This is a genomic window from Aeromonas sp. 95A, assembly GCF_051919235.1.
Lineage (GTDB): Bacteria > Pseudomonadota > Gammaproteobacteria > Enterobacterales > Aeromonadaceae > Aeromonas > Aeromonas veronii.
In genome coordinates, this window is sequence record NZ_JBQBFC010000001.1 from 2,646,061 (window position 1) to 2,663,506 (window position 17,446).

Consider the following 17,446-nt stretch of genomic DNA (forward strand, 5'->3'; position numbering starts at 1 on the left):
GGCCCTTACCAGGCCGCTTCATAAATATGCTGGCTCTGCACCAGATCGATGTCGCCGTGCTCGCCGATGGCAGTCATACCGTGCTCACCCAGCTTGCCGATCAGGGTGTCGATACCCAGATCTTTCAGACCGTAGTCGCGCAGTCGGGTCTTGACCCCCATCCGCTCGAAGAAGTCGCGGGTCGCGGCGATGGCATCGTCGATGCGCTCCGCTTCGCTGCCGCTGTGCAGACCCCACACCCGCTCTGCGTATTGCAGCAGCTTGGCATGCTTCTGTTTGCGCTTGGCCTGCAGCAGGGCAGGCAGCACCACCGCCAGAGTCTGGGCGTGGTCGAGGCCGTGCAGGGCAGTCAGCTCGTGGCCCAACATGTGAGTGGCCCAATCCTGTGGTACACCGGCACCGATCAGGCCGTTCAACGCCATGGTGGCGCTCCACATGATGTTGGCGCGTACCTCGTAGTTGTGCGGCTCGGCCAGCGCCTTGGGGCCCTCTTCGATCAGGGTCAGCAGCAAGCCTTCGGCGAAGCGATCCTGCACCTTGGCATTGACCGGATAGGTGAGGTACTGCTCCACGATGTGAACAAAGGCATCCACCACCCCGTTCGCCACCTGACGCTCGGGCAGGGTGTAGGTGAGCACCGGATCCAGCACGGCGAAGCGCGGCATCACGAACGGCGAGAAGAAGTGCACCTTGTCGCCACTGCTGCGACGGGTGATGACGGCGCCCATGTTCATTTCGGAACCGGTCGCCGGCAGGGTCAGCACGGAACCGAGCGGGATGGCGGAACGCACTTCGCTGCCGACGGTTTCGAGAATGTGCCAGGGATCCTTGGCCAGATCGTAGTGCGCAGCAGCGGCGATAAACTTGGTGCCATCGAGCACGGAGCCACCGCCAACGGCGAGCAGGAAGTCGACCCGCTCGGCACGGGCCAGCTCCACGGCGCCCATCAGGGTCTCGTAGGCCGGGTTCGGCTCGATGCCGCCAAATTCAAACAGGGTCATGCCAGCCAGCTCGTTGCGGATCTGTTCCAGCAGGCCGCTGCGCACCACGCTGCCGCCGCCATAGGTGATCATGACGCGGGCATCGCTCGGGAGCTGCTCGCGCAACTGGGCGATCTGCCCTTGGCCGAACAGGATTTTGGTCGGGGTATGGAGAGTAAAGTTGTTCATCGACATTGCCTTCTTCTGATAGTCAGGGCGGCCTGGCCGCGAAATCGTGATTGCATTTTTCTCCAGAACCACCCTACCATCAAGACAACATCCTGCTTGATTCTTGCCTATTTCTACAAAGCAGCGAAAACCGGAACTGTCGAATCAAAGAGTGCCCATGCAAAACCGTTACAGCGACCTCGCCGCCAGATTGACCCGCCACGTCACCGCCCCCGGCATCACCCCATCACCGGTGAAACAGGTCAACCTCATCTATACCACCGAGCACCATGGCCGCACCCCGGTGCTCTACCAACCGCGGATGATCGTTATCCTGCAGGGACACAAGGTGGGTTATCTGGCGGATCAGGTGTTTCGCTACGACCCCAACCACTACCTGCTGATGACCCTGCCGCTGCCCTGCGAGTGCGAGTGCTTCGCCTCCCCCGAGCAGCCGCTTATCGGGTTTACCATCGAGATCGATCTGGTCACCCTGCAAGAGCTGCTGTTGGAGCTGGGCGATGCCCTGCCCGCACCCGCGCCGCAAAAGAGCGGCGTCCACTCGGTCCCCCTGTCGGAAACCATGTTCTGCGCCGCCGAGCGACTGATCGAGCTGATGGACAACCCGCTGCACGCCAGGGTGCTGGGACCGCAGACGGTGCGCGAGATGCTGTTTCACGCCCTCACCGAGGGGGGCGGCCCGGCGCTGCAAGCGCTCGCCAATCGCCACAACCATGTGGGCCAGATCGCACGGGTGCTGCGTATGATAGAGTCTCGTTATGCCGACAACCTCACCATGGAGGAGCTAGCGCGGGAGGTGAACATGAGCGTCTCCGCCTTTCACCACCACTTCAAGGCGGTCACTGCCACCTCGCCGCTGCAGTACATCAAGTCGTTTCGCCTGCACAAGGCGCGGATGATGATGCTGCACGATGGCATCAAGGCGGGCACCGCGGCAGCCAGAGTCGGTTACGAGAGCAACTCCCAGTTCAGTCGGGAGTACAAGCGCTTCTTCGGCAGCACGCCGACGGATCAGGCCTCCCGCTTCCGGGATGGCCAGCTGCGCATCATCGAGGGATAACAAGAGAGGGATTACTTATGCGTTCACTGCTTTGCCTGTTCACCGCTTTACTGCTGACGGCCTGTACCGGGATTGCCGACGGCATTCGCCCCGTCACCGGCTTCCAGCTCGATCGTTATCTTGGCACCTGGTATGAGATTGCCCGCCTCGACCACAGCTTCGAGCGGGGGCTGGAGCAGGTGAGCGCCACCTACAGCCTGCGGGATGATGGCGGCGTCAAGGTGCTCAACCGCGGCAAGCAGAGCGATGGCAGCTGGCGCGAAGCCGAGGGCAAGGCCTACTTCGTCGGCAACCCGGACGAGGCGCGGCTCAAGGTGAGTTTCTTCGGCCCCTTCTACGGCGGCTACAACGTCATCGACCTCGACCCCGATTACCAGCTCTCGCTGGTGACCAGCTACAACCACGACTACCTCTGGATCCTCTCCCGCTCACCCAACCCGCCCAAGGCGAAGGTGGATGCGCTGGTCGCCAAAGCGAAGTCGCTGGGCTTTGCCACCGACCAGCTGATTTGGGTCAAGCAGACCCCTTAAGCCAGCCGTAAAATAACAAAGGGCAGCCCACGGGCTGCCCTTTCTGTTGCTGGCGTGGCGGGATGTCAGAGCCGGAAGCGGCCGATCTCCTGCTCCAGTCGCTCGGTCAGCGACTTGAGTTCGGCCGACTGCGCCGCCTCGCTGCCCGCCTGCTCGGCCAGCTCTTGCGAGACGTGGCGGATATTCTCGGTATTGCGGCTGATCTCGCCGGTCACCGAAGTCTGCTCCTCGGCCGCCGCCGCGATCTGAGTCGCCATGTCGCTGATGGAGCCGATCGCCTCGTTGATCCGGGCAAGGCTCTGGTTGGCCGCTTCCGCATCCTCGACGCTGGTACCCGCCAGCTGACGGCTGGTCTCCATGCCACCCACGGCGCGACGGGTGGTCTGCTGCAGGGTCTCGATCATCTGCTGGATCTCGTCGGTGGAGTCGTGGGTACGACGTGACAGCACCCGCACCTCGTCCGCCACCACCGCAAAACCACGGCCCTGCTCACCGGCCCGGGCCGCCTCGATGGCGGCGTTGAGCGCCAGCAGGTTGGTCTGCTCGGCGATGCCGCTGATGGTCGCCAGAATACCGCTGATCTTCTGGGCATGGCTGTCCAGCTCATTGATGATCTGGCTGGCATCGGCCACTTCGTCCGCCAGACCGGTAATGCTGCGCTGACTCTGGCCAACCTGGGATTGACCGGCGACCGCCAGTGCAACCGCATCGGTGGCGGTAGTGGCGGCAAACTCGGCGTTGCCGGCGATCTCCTGGGTGGCGGAGGCCATCTCGGTCACCGCGGTCGCCACCATCACGATCTCGTCCTGCTGCTGGCGCACCCGCTGACTGCGGGCCTGCGCCCCGGCCGCCTGAGCGCGAGACTGGGCCGCCAGCTCGACGGTCACATCCCGCAACCGGCTGACGATGCCGTGCAGCCGCGCCACGAACTGGTTGAAGTTCTGGGCCAGCTGACCCACCTCATCCTTGCTGTGGGTGTTGATGTGAACGGTGAGATCCCCCTCGCCGTGGGCAATGTCGTGCAGGGCGTGCGCGACCCGACCGAGATCGGCGAACAGGTATTTGAAGGTGGCGGTGAGCAGAGCGCTGAATACCAGCATCAGCACCAGAGTCAGCCCCACCAGCTCCCACAGCAGACTGCTGAGCGGAGCCTCCAGCACATCGCGATACATCACCATGGCCAGCAGCCAGTCGGTGCCCGGTACCGGTTGTACCGCCAGCAGCGCATCCCGCCCGTCGAGAGTGGCGGCGTGCAGCTCGCTGTTTTCGCGGCCCCACTGCTGGAAGGTGGCGGCCGAGAGTCCCGGCGCCAGCTCGGCGATGGGCTTGAGCGCCAGATCCTTCTGCGGATGGCCGACGATGAGGCCGCTGCTGTCGAGCAGCATGGCGTAGCCCTCACCCTGCACCTTCATCGCCAGCACTTCGTCGATAAGCTTGTCGAGCGCCAGGTTGGCCCCCACGGCACCGACCAGCTCGCCCTGATGGCGTACCGGCTCGGAGAGGGTGACCACCAGCTTCTGCATGGTGACGCTGACATAGGGGGCAGTGACGATGAGCTGACCCGCTTTCACCGCATCCTGATACCAGGGGCGCTCGCGCGGGTCATAGTTACCGGTGTTGAGGGAGGGGTCCTGCCGGGTCATCACCCCCTGCGCGGAGCCAAAATAGGTAAGCCCGAATCCACCGGAGGTGTAGGCCTGCTTCAGGTGGGGCACCAGCTCGGCTTGGGGGTTATCGCTGATCAGGTTGACCAGCGCGTGGACTGTGTTCTTGCGATCCGTCATCCATTCGCCGATGGCGACCGAGTAGGCGTGACCATAGTTGACCGCCTCGCTCTGGATGGCGCTCATGGTGCGGGATTTGAGGGTGTGAAAGGCAACGATGCCGAGCAGTGATGCCATCAGCAGCACCACCCCGAGACTGGTTGCCAGCAGCTTGCCGCGCAAAGAGAGGGTCATGACGACAGATCCTTGTTGTTGTGACGAAGCAGGGAAAGACCCTGATGTAATAGAGGCTATCGGCCACTCTCTGAACAGACTTTAGTGAATCTGTATACTTTTACATCTATCAACAACAGAAGCCGCTATCCGTGTGAGCAAGATCGCTATTCCATGCTACTGACCATCACCACAACAAAGCAGCAGGCCGCCCGAAGGCGGCCTGTCACTTACCCCTGATATGCACCGGCGGAGTAGGTCAGCTCATAGCTGTGGCTGTAGATCTCGATGATGTTGCCGAAGGGATCTTCCATGTAGACCATGCGGTAGGGCTTCTCGCCCGGGTAGTACTCGCGCACCGGCATCCGCTGCTTGCCGCCCGCCGCGACGATGCGCGCCGCCAGCCCCTCGACATCCGGATCCTGCACGCTGAAGTGGAACACTCCGGTCTTCCAGAATTCGAAGTTGTTTTCGCGCTGCTCGCTGTTGGGGAACTCGAACAGCTCGATGCCGATCTTGTCGCCGGTGGAGAGGTGAGCGATGCGGAAGGAGCCCCAGCCCGGGCCAAACACGTCGTTGCACATCACGCCGATGGCGGAGTCATCCTCGCTGATGGTGGTCGCCGGCATGATGAGATACCAGCCCATCACCTTGGTATAGAACTCGACCGCCTTGTCGAGGTCAGTCACCGTGATGCCGATGTGGGAGAAGTTGCGCGGGTAAGTCATAAGTCACCTTGAAATTGTGTGTGGGAAACAGGTGACATGATAGGAAGAGGCGCCATAATGAAAAATAAGGTCAAACTAATGGAAGGCATAAATTAAATTTATGGTTAATCCACTCTGGCTCCACACCCTGGTGGTGGTGCATGAAACCGGCAGTTTTACCCGTGCCGCCGATCGGCTGGATCTCACTCAGGCCGCCGTCAGTCAGCATATCTCGCGCCTCGAGGCCGAATTTGGCCCCCTGCTGCTGCGCAAGCCTCGTCTGCTGGAGCTCACCCCGCGCGGGCTGGTGCTGCTCGACTTTGCTCGCCAGCAGGAGCAGGCCGCCGAACAGCTGCGAGCCCGTCTCTCTGACGACGATCCTCACCGCGGCGCCATCACCCTCAGCACCCCCGGCAGCATCGGCCTGCTGCTCTATCCCCTGCTGCTCGACCAGCAACAGGAGCATCCCGGACTCACCATCCAGCACCGCTTTGCCCCCACCCCCGACATAGTGCAGGCGGTACTGGCAGGGCGCAGCGATCTGGGACTGGTGGATCAACCGCCGGAGCACCCCAGCATCGCCGCCGAGCCCTTTGCCCGCGAACCCCTCTGTCTGGTGGTACCCAACGACGGCGAGGAGCAGAGCTGGCAGCACCTCTGTCAGCTCGGCTTTATCGATCACCCGGATGGCCGCAGCATGGCACAACGCCTGCTGGGACGACGCTACCCCGGCCAGCGCGTTGACGAGATCCCCCTGCGCGGCTTTACCAACCAGATCGGCCTGATCCTGGAGCCGGTTGCCCGCGGCCTCGGCTTTACCGTGCTGCCCCGCTTCGCCGTCACCGCCTTTGCCCAGCAGGAGAAGATCCGGGTGATCCAGAGCAGCATTGAAGTGATCGACACCCTCTGGCTGATCTACCGCGCCGAGTGGCCGCTCCCCGCCCGCCACCAGCGGCTGGTCACCGTGCTGAAACAGCGGGTTGCAGCACATTGAACGCTCTTGCGGCAGACATAGAGATCAATGTGGCCACAGTCACCGAGGGCTAGCGGCAAGAAGGAGAAGAGAAAGGAGAGAGGGATAAATTGGCGAACGCCGGAAATGCGAAAGGCCAGCTCAATGAGCTGGCCTTTCTGAAAATGGCAGGGGCGGCAGGACTCGAACCCGCAACCATCGGTTTTGGAGACCGCTGTTCTACCAATTGGAACTACGCCCCTGCAACAAACGAGGCGTAGTATACAAAGTGGAGATCAAAGGTAAAGGCTTTTTTTACGCTTTCGATGCGATTGCACAAATCCCGAACAAGTCGCGGTTGTTTGTGCAGCAAAGCGGGATAACTTGCTGTATTTGCAGCCCTGCCGGGGTAGGAATGGGACATAAATGGGGGTAGGGTGAAATCAGGTACCGGGAGGCCACTTATGCTCAATTACCGATTGCTCCAACAACTGGCGCCCCTCAATTTCAGGGATGAACGCAAGACAGAGTCCCTGCCCGCCTATCTTGAACGGGTCGCGCCGCTGGTGCCCTTTATTCCTGAAAATGTGCTTTCCCAGTGGATTTACCGTCATTGGCGCGGTTTTGAGTCCAACTGGAGCTTTATCGATCTCGCCAGCCATCAGTTCACCTGTGAAAGCTGGCCCACCGCGCAACTGGTGGATCAGGTGGACTCCCGCCATATGGAGGTGATCGAGCGCTGGGGGGAGATGCTGCGCAGCAACCGCTATGTGCGCCGCTCCTGGCTCGGCGAGAAGATGCTGAGCGACGGCACCTGGCCCGAACCTGCCATCGTACTGGCGCCGGAGGAGGGAACCAGCTACCCGAACGGCCATCCCCTGCCCCGCCCCTACTGCCTGCTGGAAGGGCACCACAGACTCGGTTATTTGCGCGCCATGGCCCGCGATGGGGAATCGCTGCAAGAGACGCACAAAGTGTGGATTTGTCGTCATGTTTCCGCTACTTAAACGTTTTTCATGCTGAAATTGGCATCGTAAATAAAATTTTGACAATTAAAAAACCGGCCCTATAATCTGTCCGGTTTTGAAAAAGGTCGGGACGAAACGATGCAGTTTTTGATTCAGAAAACAGCCTTGCAGACGGGTGGTGCGCACCAGAGCGGCCCCGTTGTTTCCGGTTCTCACCCCAAAGATCCCCAGTTATTTTTAAAAAAAGCCCCTGTTTCAGGGGCTTTTTTTTGTGCCCGAAAAACCTCCAATGATGTCAAAGGGAATGCAGACGATGACCAATCCACTCTATAAGAAACATGTCATCTCCATTTCGGACCTGACCCGGTCAGAAATGGAACTGGTAGTCTCAACCGCACAACGGTTGAAGGCTGAACCTGACACCAGCCTGTTGAAAGACAAGCTGGTTGCCAGCTGCTTCTTCGAAGCCTCCACCCGCACCCGCCTCTCGTTCGAGACCGCGGTACAGCGCCTTGGCGGCAACATCATCGGCTTCGCCGACGGTGGCAACACCAGCGCCAAGAAAGGCGAGACGCTGGCTGACTCCATCAAGATCATCGGCTCCTACTCGGATGCGGTGGTGATGCGCCACCCGAAAGAGGGCGCGGCCCGTCTGGCCTCCGAGTTCTCCCGCGTGCCGGTCATCAACGGCGGCGACGGCTCCAACCAGCATCCGAGCCAGACCCTGCTCGACCTGTTCACCATCCATGAGACCCAGGGTCGTCTGGACAACCTCAACGTCGCCTTCGTCGGTGACCTGAAATATGGCCGCACCGTGCACTCGCTGGCCCAGGCCCTCAGCCTGTTCAACTGCCGCTTCTTCTTCATCTCCCCGGAAGCGCTGGCGATGCCGGACTACATCTGCGAAGAGCTGGAAGAGAAGGGTATCCAGTTCAGCGTCCACCAGACCATGGAAGAGGTGATGCCGGAGCTGGACATTCTCTACATGACCCGCGTCCAGAAAGAGCGCTTCGACGAGACCGAATACAAGCACATGGCCGCCAAGTTCATTCTGGAACTGGCGACTCTGGAAGGGGCCAAGCCCACCATGAAGATCCTGCATCCCCTGCCCCGCGTCGACGAGATCGATGTAGCGGTCGACAAGACCCCCCACGCTTGCTACTTCCAGCAGGCGGAGAACGGGGTCTATGCACGCCAGGCACTGCTGGCACTGGTACTGAACGAAACTGTCTGAGCTTAGGGGAATATCATGTCTGACAAGAACCAACTGCAAGTCGAAGCCATCCGTCACGGCTCCGTCATCGATCACATCCCCGCTGGCCAGGGCATCAAGATCCTCAAGCTGTTCCAGCTGGTCGAAACCCAGGAGCGGATCACCGTCGGCTTCAACCTGAAATCCGGCGCGCTGGGCAAGAAGGATCTCATCAAGATTGAGAACACCCGCCTGACCGAGCAACAGGCCAACCAGCTGGCGCTGTTCGCCCCGAAAGCGACCGTCAACATCATCGAAGACTTCAATGTGGTGAAGAAGCACCAGCTGGAGTTGCCGGAGTTCATTGCCGGGGTGTTCCACTGCCCCAACTCCAACTGCATCTCCCACAACGAGCCGGTGGACAGCTACTTCCGGGTGCGCGAAGTGAAAGGCGTGGTACGGATGAAGTGCAAATATTGCGAGAAGTCCTTCACTCAGGACATCGTCAGCGAGCGTTACTGATATCTGATTGGGCCCCGCGGGGCCCATTTTTGAACCCTGTCACATCACCAAATTTCCAGTCAGCTATAATTTGCCATCGCAAGATGGTAATGCCCGTTCATTCCCTGCATATAGGTTGATTATCAGTGTTTTTACCTGATAACTGACTGCCATGGCAGATATCGCGCGTTTACCTCCGGTCATCATCAAAGGAATTCGCCGTGGTCAAAACCCTCAGTCGTCCCGTTGCCCAAGAGCCCGATCTGGCCCAGCTGGATGCCTGTCGCCAGATCATCGGTCAGCACTGCTACAGCACCCAGGAAGAGATCCGCCGCGAGCTGTCGGAGCGCGGCTTTGCCGACATCAGCCAGTCCACCATCTCCCGCCTGCTACGCCGTCTCGGCGTTGCCAAGGCGCAGAATGCCAACGGCAAGAAGGTCTACACCCTGGTCGATGAGCAGCTGGAACCCGCCGGCAGCACCCGCTCGATCCACGACATGGTGCGCGAAGTGGTACACAACCAGCAGATGGTGCTGATCCACACCACTCCGGGAGCCGCCACCGTGGTAGCCCGCCTGCTGGATCGCAACGCCAATCCCGAAATCATGGGCGCTGTCGCGGGCAATGACGTTGTGCTGGTCGCGCCGCGCCATATCAGCCGCACCCGTCAGGCCCACGCCGCCGTAGTGCGCACGCTGGCGCAGGCCCGCTAAGCTCTCTCCCCAAAATGCACTGAGGCGACCCGCGGGTCGCCTTTTTGTTGCCTGCTATTTTGTGTCCATCACTTCTTGCGCCCATAAAAAACGGGAGCCCGCAGGCTCCCGTTTCATCTTGCTTGTTATCCCTCAGGAGAGCACGGCGCCCAGACTCAGGCAGACCACGATCAGCACGGTCAGGATACCGAGCAGCGGAGCCACCCACTTCAGCCAGCGTACATAAGGCACCTTTGCAATGGCCAGGCCACCCATGACCACGGCGGAGGTCGGGGTCACCAGGTTCACCAGACCGGAGGCAGACTGGTAAGCAGTCACCACCAGATCGCGGCCCACGTTGGCGAAGTCGGCCAGCGGCGCCATGATCGGCATGGTCAGTACGGCCAGACCGGAGGAGGACGGCACCAGGAAGGAGAGCACCACCTCCAGCACGAACATCACGTTGATAAAGACGATGGTGGAGAGGCCGGTCACGATCCCTTCTGCACTGTGCAAAATGGTGTGAGTGATCATGCCGTTATCCATCACCACCACGATACCGCGGGCGATACCGATGATCAGCGCCACCCCCAGCAGGTCGCGAGCACCATCGATAAAGTTGGAGGTCAGCTCCTCCTCGCTCATGCGGGAGATAAGACCAACGATGATGGCAGCAGCCAGGAACACGCCGGAGATCTGCGCCATCCACCAGCCCAGCACGGCCACACCGTAGATCATCACGGCAAAGGCGGCGACGAAGATACCCAGCACGATTTTACGGGTCAGGGTGAACTCCAGCATCTGGTCGCTCTTGTTGCCGAGGAAGTGGGCACGGTTCTCTTCCCACTTGTCAGCCACCAGAGATTTGCTCGGATCGCTGCGCACCATCTTGGCGTAACGCATGACGTAGGCAACGCAGAGCAACCAACCAGCCACCAGCATGGCAACGCGCAGCCAGATACCGTCGGTGAAGGAGATACCGGCGGCGTTGGCAGCAATAACGGTCGCAAACGGGTTGATGGTGGAACCGAGAGTACCGATACCGGCGCCCAGCAATACGGTTGCCGCGGCGACCACAGGGTCGAAGCGGGCGGCCATCATCACCGGCACCAGCAGGGTGTAGAAAGGCAGCGACTCTTCGGCCATGCCGTAGATGGTGCCGCCTGCGGCGAACAGCGCCATCAGGATCGGGATCATCCACTCTTCACGGCCACGCAGACGGTCGGTCACACGTTCGATACCGGCATCGATGGCACCTGTCTTGGTCACAATGCCAAGAAAACCACCGATGATCAGGATAAAGAGGGAGACGTCGATGGCACCGGCCTCATAGGTGTCGTGGTTGTAGAGGCCATCGATAGGTGCCAGCAGCACGTCGACGATCCCCTGGGGATTTCCCTCCACCAGTTTGTAGGTACCCGCCACCGGCACTTCTTTGCCGAGGGCTTCGTTCATGGTCATCTCATATTTGCCGGCCGGCACTATCCAGCTCAGGGCGGCCACCAGGGCGATCAGCACAAACAGTATCGTATAGGCTGACGGGAACTTGAATTTGGTCATGGTCCAGCTTCCTTCTGTGGGTGTGGTATCCATGCAGGCTGCGGGTTGTAGGGTTAGAGGTATTATGCCGCTGTCACATGGTCGAAAAGCCGGGGGTCGCCCCCCGGCACCACTACTGCGACCTTAGTCGCCCAGCGTAGCAACCATCACTGCCTTGATGGTGTGCATCCGGTTTTCGGCCTCGTCGAACACGATGCTGTGCTCGGATTCGAACACGTCCTCGGTCACTTCCAGGCCTTTCATGCCATATTTGTCAGCCACTTCCTTGCCCATGGTGGTCTCGTCGTTGTGGAACGCCGGCAGACAGTGCATGAACTTCACATCCGGGTTCTTGGTGGCGTTGATGACATCCATGTTGACCTGATACGGGGTCATCAGTTTGACGCGCTGATCCCAGGCTTCTTTCGCTTCACCCATGGATACCCAGACGTCGGTGTAGAGGAAGTCCGCACCCAGCACACCCTCTTTCACATCTTCGGTCAGGGTGATGCGTGCGCCGGTCTCTTCGGCGATCTGGCGGCACTTGGCAACCAGCTCCTCTTCCGGCCAGAAGGCTTTCGGCGCGACCAGACGGATATCCATGCCCATTTTGGCGGCGCCGACCATCAGGGAGTTGCCCATGTTGTTGCGGGCATCACCCAGGTAGGCGAACTTGATTTGATCCAGACGCTTGCCCTTGCCATGCTCCAGCATGGTCATGAAGTCGGCCAGGATCTGGGTCGGGTGGAATTCGTTGGTCAGGCCGTTCCAGACCGGAACACCGGCGTAGGCGCCCAGCTCTTCCACGATCTCCTGACCGTAGCCGCGGTATTCGATACCGTCATACATGCGACCCAATACACGGGCGGTGTCCTTCATGGACTCCTTGTGACCGATTTGGGAACCGCTCGGGCCAAGGTAGGAGACTTGTGCGCCCTGGTCGAAGGCCGCTACTTCAAACGCACAGCGGGTACGGGTGGAGGTCTTCTCGAAAATCAGGGCGATGTTCTTGCCGACCAGATGCTTGCGCTCGTAGCCACCGTATTTGGCTTTCTTCAGGTCGATGGCCAGGTCGATCATGTATTGGATTTCGCGCGGGGTGAAGTCCAGCAGTTTCAGGAAGTTACGGTTACGCAGATTAAAAGCCATGATGAGTTCTCTCTATATATGTTTCAGACCAGTTCGGGCAGTAGTGTTGACTACGCATTCTCAGTACAGATATCGGTAATTACGCATGTACGGTGCGGGTGGCGACGATATTGGTGCCGGCTTCACCCTTGAGGATGGCGAGGCCATCTTCCAGCGAGCCGATGCCGACCATGCCGCCGGTCGCTTTGACAAATTCACAGGAAGCTTCGACTTTCGGTCCCATGGAACCTGCGTCGAACTTGACCCCGGCCAGCTCGTCCGGGCTGGTGACCCGCAGCGGACGCTGGGTCGGTTTGCCCCAATCCAGATAGACGGCATCGGCATCGGTCAGGATCAGCAGGGCGTCGGCCTTGATCTGCTTGGCCAGGTAGGCGGCAGACATGTCTTTGTCGATGACGGCTTCGATACCGGTCAGGCTCTGGCCATCCCAAGTCACCGGGATACCGCCACCACCGGTACAGATGATGAGATGGCCCTGGGCAATCAGAGTCTCGATAGCGTCGCCTTCGACGATGCGCTGGGGCAGCGGGGATGGCACTACGCGGCGGAAGAACTTGCCGTCAGCCTTGACCACCCAGTGCTTCTCTTCTGCCAGGGTGCGGGCTTCAGCCTCTTCGTAGACGGGGCCGATAAATTTGGTCGGATTGGCAAACGCCGGATCCTTGGGATCGACCTGCACCTGAGTCAGCAGCGCGGTGACGTTGCGGCTCGGCATCAGGTTTTTCAGTTCCTGGATCAGCATGTAGCCGATCATGCCCTGGGACTCGGCCCCCAGCACATCCAGCGGATAGGGGGATACCTTGGTGTAGGCGCTGTTTTGCAGGGCCAGCAGGCCGACTTGCGGGCCGTTGCCATGCACCAGCACCACGTTGTACTCCTGAGCGATCAGGGCGATGGTCTTGGCGGCAGTTGCGATGTTCTTGCGCTGGATATCCGCTTCCAGTGGCTCACCACGACGGAGCAGTGCATTGCCACCCAGAGCGACGACGACAGTTGGTTTTTTCATAGTGGTTAATCTCGAGTTTGGTTCTGTGTGGCGCCAGCATCTGCCGGCGCCACGCCGTCTCATCAGATGCTGTCGCGTTCCATCGGGCAGCTCATGCAGCGGGCGCCGCCGCGGCCACGGCCCAGTTCATCACCCGGGATGGAGAGAACAGTGATACCGGCCTTGTCATATTTCTCGTTGGTGTAGGTATTGCGCTCGTAACCCACCACCACGCCGGGACGTACGGTCAGCACGTTGTTGGCGTCGTTCCACTGCTCGCGTTCGGCTTCGAAGCTATCACCGCCAGTGGTGATGATCTTCAGCTGATCCACGCCCAGTGCTTTCTCGATAGCGGTGACGAAGTAACCCTCTTCCTTGATGTTCATGCCGGTGGCGCCGCCCGGAGTCAGGCTCCAGCACTGCACATCCTTGCGGATCACTTCCGGATAGACGGAGAAGGTGTCGATATCCATGTGGGTCATCACGGTATCCAGGTGCATGCAGCTGCGGTGTTTCGGCAGCTCCATGGCGATGACCTGTTTGGCCTGACCATGTTTGAACAGGCTGCGAGCCAGATGCTCGACACCTTGCGGGGTGGTGCGCTCGGACATCCCGATCAGCACAGCGCCGCGGCCGATCACCAGTACGTCGCCACCCTCGATGGTGGAGTTGTCGTAGTCACGCTCCTCGTCACCGAAGTACTTGATGAAGTCCTGACCGGCAAACATCGGGTGCCAGCGGTAGATGGCCTTCACATGGTTGGTCTCGCGGCGACGAGCCGGCTTGGCCATCGGGTTGATGGAGACGCCACCGTAAACCCAGCAGGAGGTGTCACGGGTAAAGAGGTGGTTGGGCAGCGGCTCGATGATGAAATCGGTCGGAGCGTGCATGCCCACTACCATGTTGATGCCGCTGTAGGGCATCTCGGAGTAAGTCAGGCCGCCGGAGAGAATGCGGGCCAGTTCGCGGTGCGGCATGTCAGCCAGGAAGCAGCGCACGTCATTGGCAAAAGAAGAGCCGAGGCGGTAGTCGGAGACCTGATGTTGCAGCAGCCAGGTTTTGGCTTCCGGCACATCCAGGGTCTCGGCCAGCAGATTGGTCAGCAGGAAAACTTCGACATTCTGATCGCGCAGTACCTGAGCGAATTTGTCGTGCTCCTGACCGGCGCGTTCAACTGACAGGACGTCATCGAACAGCAGATCCTGGCAGTTGGAAGGAGTCAGACGCTTCAGACTGAGGTTGGGGCGGTGCAACATGACACGGCGCAATTGGCCAACTTCAGAACCTACATAAAATTTGCTCATGATTATATTCCGTCTAGCAGTGGTCCCTGCGAGTGATTGAATAGATTCCTTCTATTCATGCTCGTGGCTAAGGCGGGATATTCTTTATGTAGGGTAATCGGCTTATGTTCTATCCTGCCCTTGCCTTTCGAGACCGAGGTTAGCCCTGCGAATCACGACAAACTTAGACATTGATCACATTCACCCAGAACTGAATATATTCACCATCCAATCTATGACTCCGGTAGCAAATTGCGCATTTTCCACACAAAGCGCACCGAATAACCATGCAAAACCACCCTGCTATATTTCAGATTGATTCATTTTTTATTCATGCCAGTTCACTGGAGTGATTAAATGAAAATAACAAAAACCGTTAAAAATCATTATCATAAATAACTTTACAAATAAAATTTGAATATTACTCCCTAGGTATTGAATACATCGCCGTGACGGGAGGAACGCGGGAGAAATAAATATTCACCTCGACCACATTCACTGCATAAATCTTTTCTTGTTCCAGATCATGGCATTGATGCCAACCCCATCAGGCCAGGCCTCATCAGTCATCACCTCTTTGTGCAGTTCAACTTAATATGCACAAAGTCCGCATCAAGGTGGGCAGCCATCCTCGTCGGTCACCACAACGCCTTTTGATACTTTTTTCATTAATTGAATTTATTCGTCTCACCTTGCGCTGGCGCCAACCTCGACTTAACTCAGAAAGTGATCCAGATCACACAGGAATGGCACTACCAAGGAGTTGTTATGAAGATGAAACCCATGCTGTTGCTCGCGACTTTGCTGCTCTCTGCGCTCCCCACCCTCAGTCAGGCTGAAGGAGCTCCTGCCATGCCCATGGTGGTATGCCATGTCGACAAGGCCCCCCAGATGCTGGTGCCTGACTATGTCTGCCGCTGGCAGGGAGGCAGCGTTCATTACTAGTCGAAACAACGAGAGGAGCATCACTCCTCTCGCCTTGTGATGAGACTGGCCCCTCCTATACTGAAATCAGCGGTTTTCTCATGGATAGGGGAACGTCATGATCTTGTTGGTCGGTGGAGAGAAGGGGGGGAGTGGCAAGAGCTGCCTGGCACAAAATCTGGCGGTCTACCTCAGATCCCAATTTCAGGGGGAGGTGTTACTGGTCGACTGCGACCCGCAGCGCACCACCTCTGACTGGATTCAGGAGCGCAACGACAACCCGGAGCTGCCACAAATCAACTGCGTACAGCTCTATGGCAATATTCGCAACGACCTGCTCAGCCTGAAAAACCGCTACGACTATGTCATCGTCGATTGCGGCGGGCAAGATAACCGGGCTCTGCGCTCCACCATGGCTGTCGCCACCCACGCCCTGATCCCCTTGCGTCCGAAACGCCGCGACCTTAAGACCCTGCCCCACATGGAAGATCTCATCACCACCTGCAAGATGGTCAACCCGACCCTCAATGCAGCAGTAGTGCTGACCCAGTGCCCCGCCCTGCCCAATCAGGTAAAACGCATTCTCGAAGCGAAAGAGGTTTGCTCCTCGTTCGGTGTCGACGTCCTGAACGCCATCACCTATGGTCGCAACGTCTATGACGACAGCGAAGAGAAGGGACTGTCGGTGATGGAGATCGAGCCGGATGGCAAATCCGCCGAAGAGATCCGGGCCATCGCCAAAGAGTTCCTGCAAGTAGGGGTGTGAGATGGGTCTGGCCGATCTGAAGAAAAAGCACCAGTTGCATCACCAGAAGAAGTTCACCGTCGACGAATTTATCGAAGATGCGGAGTTCTACGCCAAGGGCAAACCCAAGGTGGTCAGCCTCGAACTGGGCCTGCATCGTGACGAAGCCTTGTCGGCGCTGGCCTTTATCGAGAGCGGCGAGCACCTGAAGCCCAGCTACAAAAAAGCCACCTTCTCCATGAGCACGGTGGCCATCGACGAGCTGGGTAATCTGACCCAGCAAGATGGCATGAACAAGTCCCTGTTGCTGCGCCTCTTTACCCACTACTTCTCTTCGCTCACCCCGGAAGAGCGCCAGACCATCTATGAGCGACTCAACCAGCGCTCATAATTTCTCCATTCAGCCGCTCTTTGTGTGCCTCGCCAACTCACCCCGAATGACCATCATCAGACTGCAAAATCTGTTTCTGAAGCAACCAAAACGCCGTGTAAGATATCTGCCATTCCACATGTAAGCCAACAGCCGAAAAGATCCCCGAGATAATCGGAAGATAAGATCTTAAAACATGAAGATGAGCAACTTAACTAGCTGTTTATAAATGAATAAATCGAAACTCATTACTTTCGAAATAGCTAATGACAAAAACGTTTTCCAATCTGGCGTTGTAGCCGGCTAGAAAATCCTTATAGTTACTCAAGCACGGACGCAATGAAGTCGGTCAGGAAGACTGGCTGCCAGGGTTGGGCAAATGGACTCACCACAGGATGTGGTAAAGGACACCTCCCAGGACGGAGAAAGTGCGACGGGACAGGATGACTCGTCAGGCCAAGATGGCTAAAGGACACCCCAAAGGATTGGGAAGGGGAAACCTAAAGGAAGAGGTAAACAGTCAGGGATTGCAGGGAGCAACTTCGTTCAAGGATCTGAGCGATACGACTACCGGGGGCGACGCAAGTCGCCCCCATCTTTTTATCTGCATTTCACCGTCCCCTTGCTTGGCTCTCAATTGCTTGCCTCAGCGCAGAGACTTCTTACCAGAACCTTTCCGACCCGCTGCTTAAGCAAAAATACAGATGAGAAGGGCGCCACGATGGCGCCCTTTTCTGTTTTCT

18 protein-coding genes and 1 tRNA gene are annotated in these 17,446 nt (G+C 58.6%); 11 read left to right on the forward strand and 8 right to left on the reverse strand.

What is annotated here, in order from left to right; all coding sequences use genetic code 11:
* Window positions 1–5: 5 nt before the first annotated feature.
* The gene (gene yqhD / locus ACTG2U_RS11950) at window positions 6–1,169 is read right to left on the reverse strand and encodes an alcohol dehydrogenase (protein WP_139734458.1); all 1,164 of its coding nucleotides are present in this window, start codon (window positions 1,167–1,169) and stop codon (window positions 6–8) included.
* Window positions 1,170–1,326: 157 nt separating this feature from the next.
* On the opposite strand from yqhD, the gene ACTG2U_RS11955 reads away from it, so the two are divergent.
* Together ACTG2U_RS11955 and ACTG2U_RS11960 are read left to right on the forward strand one after the other, a co-directional pair.
* Window positions 1,327–2,229, forward strand: a complete 903-nt coding sequence (locus ACTG2U_RS11955; RefSeq protein WP_019446575.1) for an AraC family transcriptional regulator — start codon at window positions 1,327–1,329, stop codon at window positions 2,227–2,229.
* 17 nt (window positions 2,230–2,246) lie between these two features.
* Complete coding sequence (locus ACTG2U_RS11960) at window positions 2,247–2,759, forward strand: lipocalin family protein (protein ID WP_005356301.1); 513 nt, start codon at window positions 2,247–2,249, stop codon at window positions 2,757–2,759.
* 65 nt (window positions 2,760–2,824) lie between these two features.
* On the opposite strand, the gene ACTG2U_RS11965 is transcribed toward ACTG2U_RS11960, so the two are convergent.
* Window positions 2,825–4,717, reverse strand: a complete 1,893-nt coding sequence (locus tag ACTG2U_RS11965; RefSeq protein ID WP_439974525.1) for a methyl-accepting chemotaxis protein — start codon at window positions 4,715–4,717, stop codon at window positions 2,825–2,827.
* A gap of 209 nt (window positions 4,718–4,926) precedes the next feature.
* Complete coding sequence (locus ACTG2U_RS11970) at window positions 4,927–5,424, reverse strand: lactoylglutathione lyase family protein (protein WP_042031906.1); 498 nt, start codon at window positions 5,422–5,424, stop codon at window positions 4,927–4,929.
* Window positions 5,425–5,524: 100 nt separating this feature from the next.
* Between ACTG2U_RS11970 and ACTG2U_RS11975 the strand changes: the two genes are divergently transcribed.
* On the forward strand, window positions 5,525–6,397 hold the full coding sequence (locus tag ACTG2U_RS11975; protein WP_439974526.1) for a LysR family transcriptional regulator: 873 nt from the start codon (window positions 5,525–5,527) through the stop codon (window positions 6,395–6,397).
* A gap of 144 nt (window positions 6,398–6,541) precedes the next feature.
* Here ACTG2U_RS11975 and ACTG2U_RS11980 read toward each other — a convergent pair.
* Window positions 6,542–6,618 (reverse strand) — tRNA-Trp (locus tag ACTG2U_RS11980).
* Window positions 6,619–6,819: 201 nt separating this feature from the next.
* Between ACTG2U_RS11980 and ACTG2U_RS11985 the strand changes: the two genes are divergently transcribed.
* The 5 genes from ACTG2U_RS11985 (at window position 6,820) to ACTG2U_RS12005 (ending at window position 9,729) form a co-directional block, all read left to right on the forward strand.
* Window positions 6,820–7,362 carry a hypothetical protein gene (locus tag ACTG2U_RS11985; RefSeq protein ID WP_439974527.1) on the forward strand — a complete coding sequence of 181 codons (543 nt, stop codon included), beginning with the start codon at window positions 6,820–6,822 and terminating at the stop codon, window positions 7,360–7,362.
* 99 nt (window positions 7,363–7,461) lie between these two features.
* Complete coding sequence (locus ACTG2U_RS11990; RefSeq protein ID WP_133249581.1) at window positions 7,462–7,656, forward strand: hypothetical protein; 195 nt, start codon at window positions 7,462–7,464, stop codon at window positions 7,654–7,656.
* Entirely contained in the window at window positions 7,637–8,557 is a 921-nt protein-coding gene (gene pyrB / locus ACTG2U_RS11995) for an aspartate carbamoyltransferase (RefSeq protein ID WP_005339735.1), read from the forward strand. The genes ACTG2U_RS11990 and pyrB overlap by 20 nt, the downstream gene beginning before the upstream one ends.
* Before the next feature lie 15 nt (window positions 8,558–8,572).
* Window positions 8,573–9,037, forward strand: a complete 465-nt coding sequence (gene pyrI / locus ACTG2U_RS12000; RefSeq protein ID WP_005339730.1) for an aspartate carbamoyltransferase regulatory subunit — start codon at window positions 8,573–8,575, stop codon at window positions 9,035–9,037.
* Between the two features lie 200 nt (window positions 9,038–9,237).
* Window positions 9,238–9,729: an arginine repressor gene (locus ACTG2U_RS12005; protein ID WP_005339728.1), complete on the forward strand. Its 492-nt coding sequence runs from the start codon at window positions 9,238–9,240 to the stop codon at window positions 9,727–9,729.
* 132 nt (window positions 9,730–9,861) lie between these two features.
* Here the strand turns inward: ACTG2U_RS12005 and ACTG2U_RS12010 are convergent, their stop codons facing one another.
* The 4 genes from ACTG2U_RS12010 to arcA all read right to left on the reverse strand — a co-directional run bounded on the left by ACTG2U_RS12010 (window position 9,862) and on the right by arcA (window position 14,685).
* Window positions 9,862–11,268 carry a YfcC family protein gene (locus ACTG2U_RS12010; protein ID WP_005339725.1) on the reverse strand — a complete coding sequence of 469 codons (1,407 nt, stop codon included), beginning with the start codon at window positions 11,266–11,268 and terminating at the stop codon, window positions 9,862–9,864.
* A gap of 123 nt (window positions 11,269–11,391) precedes the next feature.
* Window positions 11,392–12,396, reverse strand: a complete 1,005-nt coding sequence (argF, locus tag ACTG2U_RS12015) for an ornithine carbamoyltransferase (protein WP_021231476.1) — start codon at window positions 12,394–12,396, stop codon at window positions 11,392–11,394.
* A gap of 79 nt (window positions 12,397–12,475) precedes the next feature.
* Window positions 12,476–13,402, reverse strand: coding sequence for a carbamate kinase (arcC, locus tag ACTG2U_RS12020; protein WP_005339719.1), 927 nt, complete (start codon window positions 13,400–13,402; stop codon window positions 12,476–12,478).
* Between the two features lie 62 nt (window positions 13,403–13,464).
* The gene (arcA, locus tag ACTG2U_RS12025) at window positions 13,465–14,685 is read right to left on the reverse strand and encodes an arginine deiminase (protein WP_058056224.1); all 1,221 of its coding nucleotides are present in this window, start codon (window positions 14,683–14,685) and stop codon (window positions 13,465–13,467) included.
* Window positions 14,686–15,432: 747 nt separating this feature from the next.
* Here arcA and ACTG2U_RS12030 point away from each other — a divergent pair.
* From ACTG2U_RS12030 to ACTG2U_RS12040, 3 genes are all read left to right on the forward strand, one after another.
* On the forward strand, window positions 15,433–15,609 hold the full coding sequence (locus ACTG2U_RS12030) for a hypothetical protein (RefSeq protein WP_005339717.1): 177 nt from the start codon (window positions 15,433–15,435) through the stop codon (window positions 15,607–15,609).
* 97 nt (window positions 15,610–15,706) lie between these two features.
* Window positions 15,707–16,354, forward strand: a complete 648-nt coding sequence (locus ACTG2U_RS12035) for an AAA family ATPase (RefSeq protein ID WP_005339716.1) — start codon at window positions 15,707–15,709, stop codon at window positions 16,352–16,354.
* A gap of 1 nt (window position 16,355) precedes the next feature.
* Entirely contained in the window at window positions 16,356–16,724 is a 369-nt protein-coding gene (locus ACTG2U_RS12040) for a hypothetical protein (protein ID WP_005339715.1), read from the forward strand.
* Window positions 16,725–17,446: the final 722 nt, after the last annotated feature.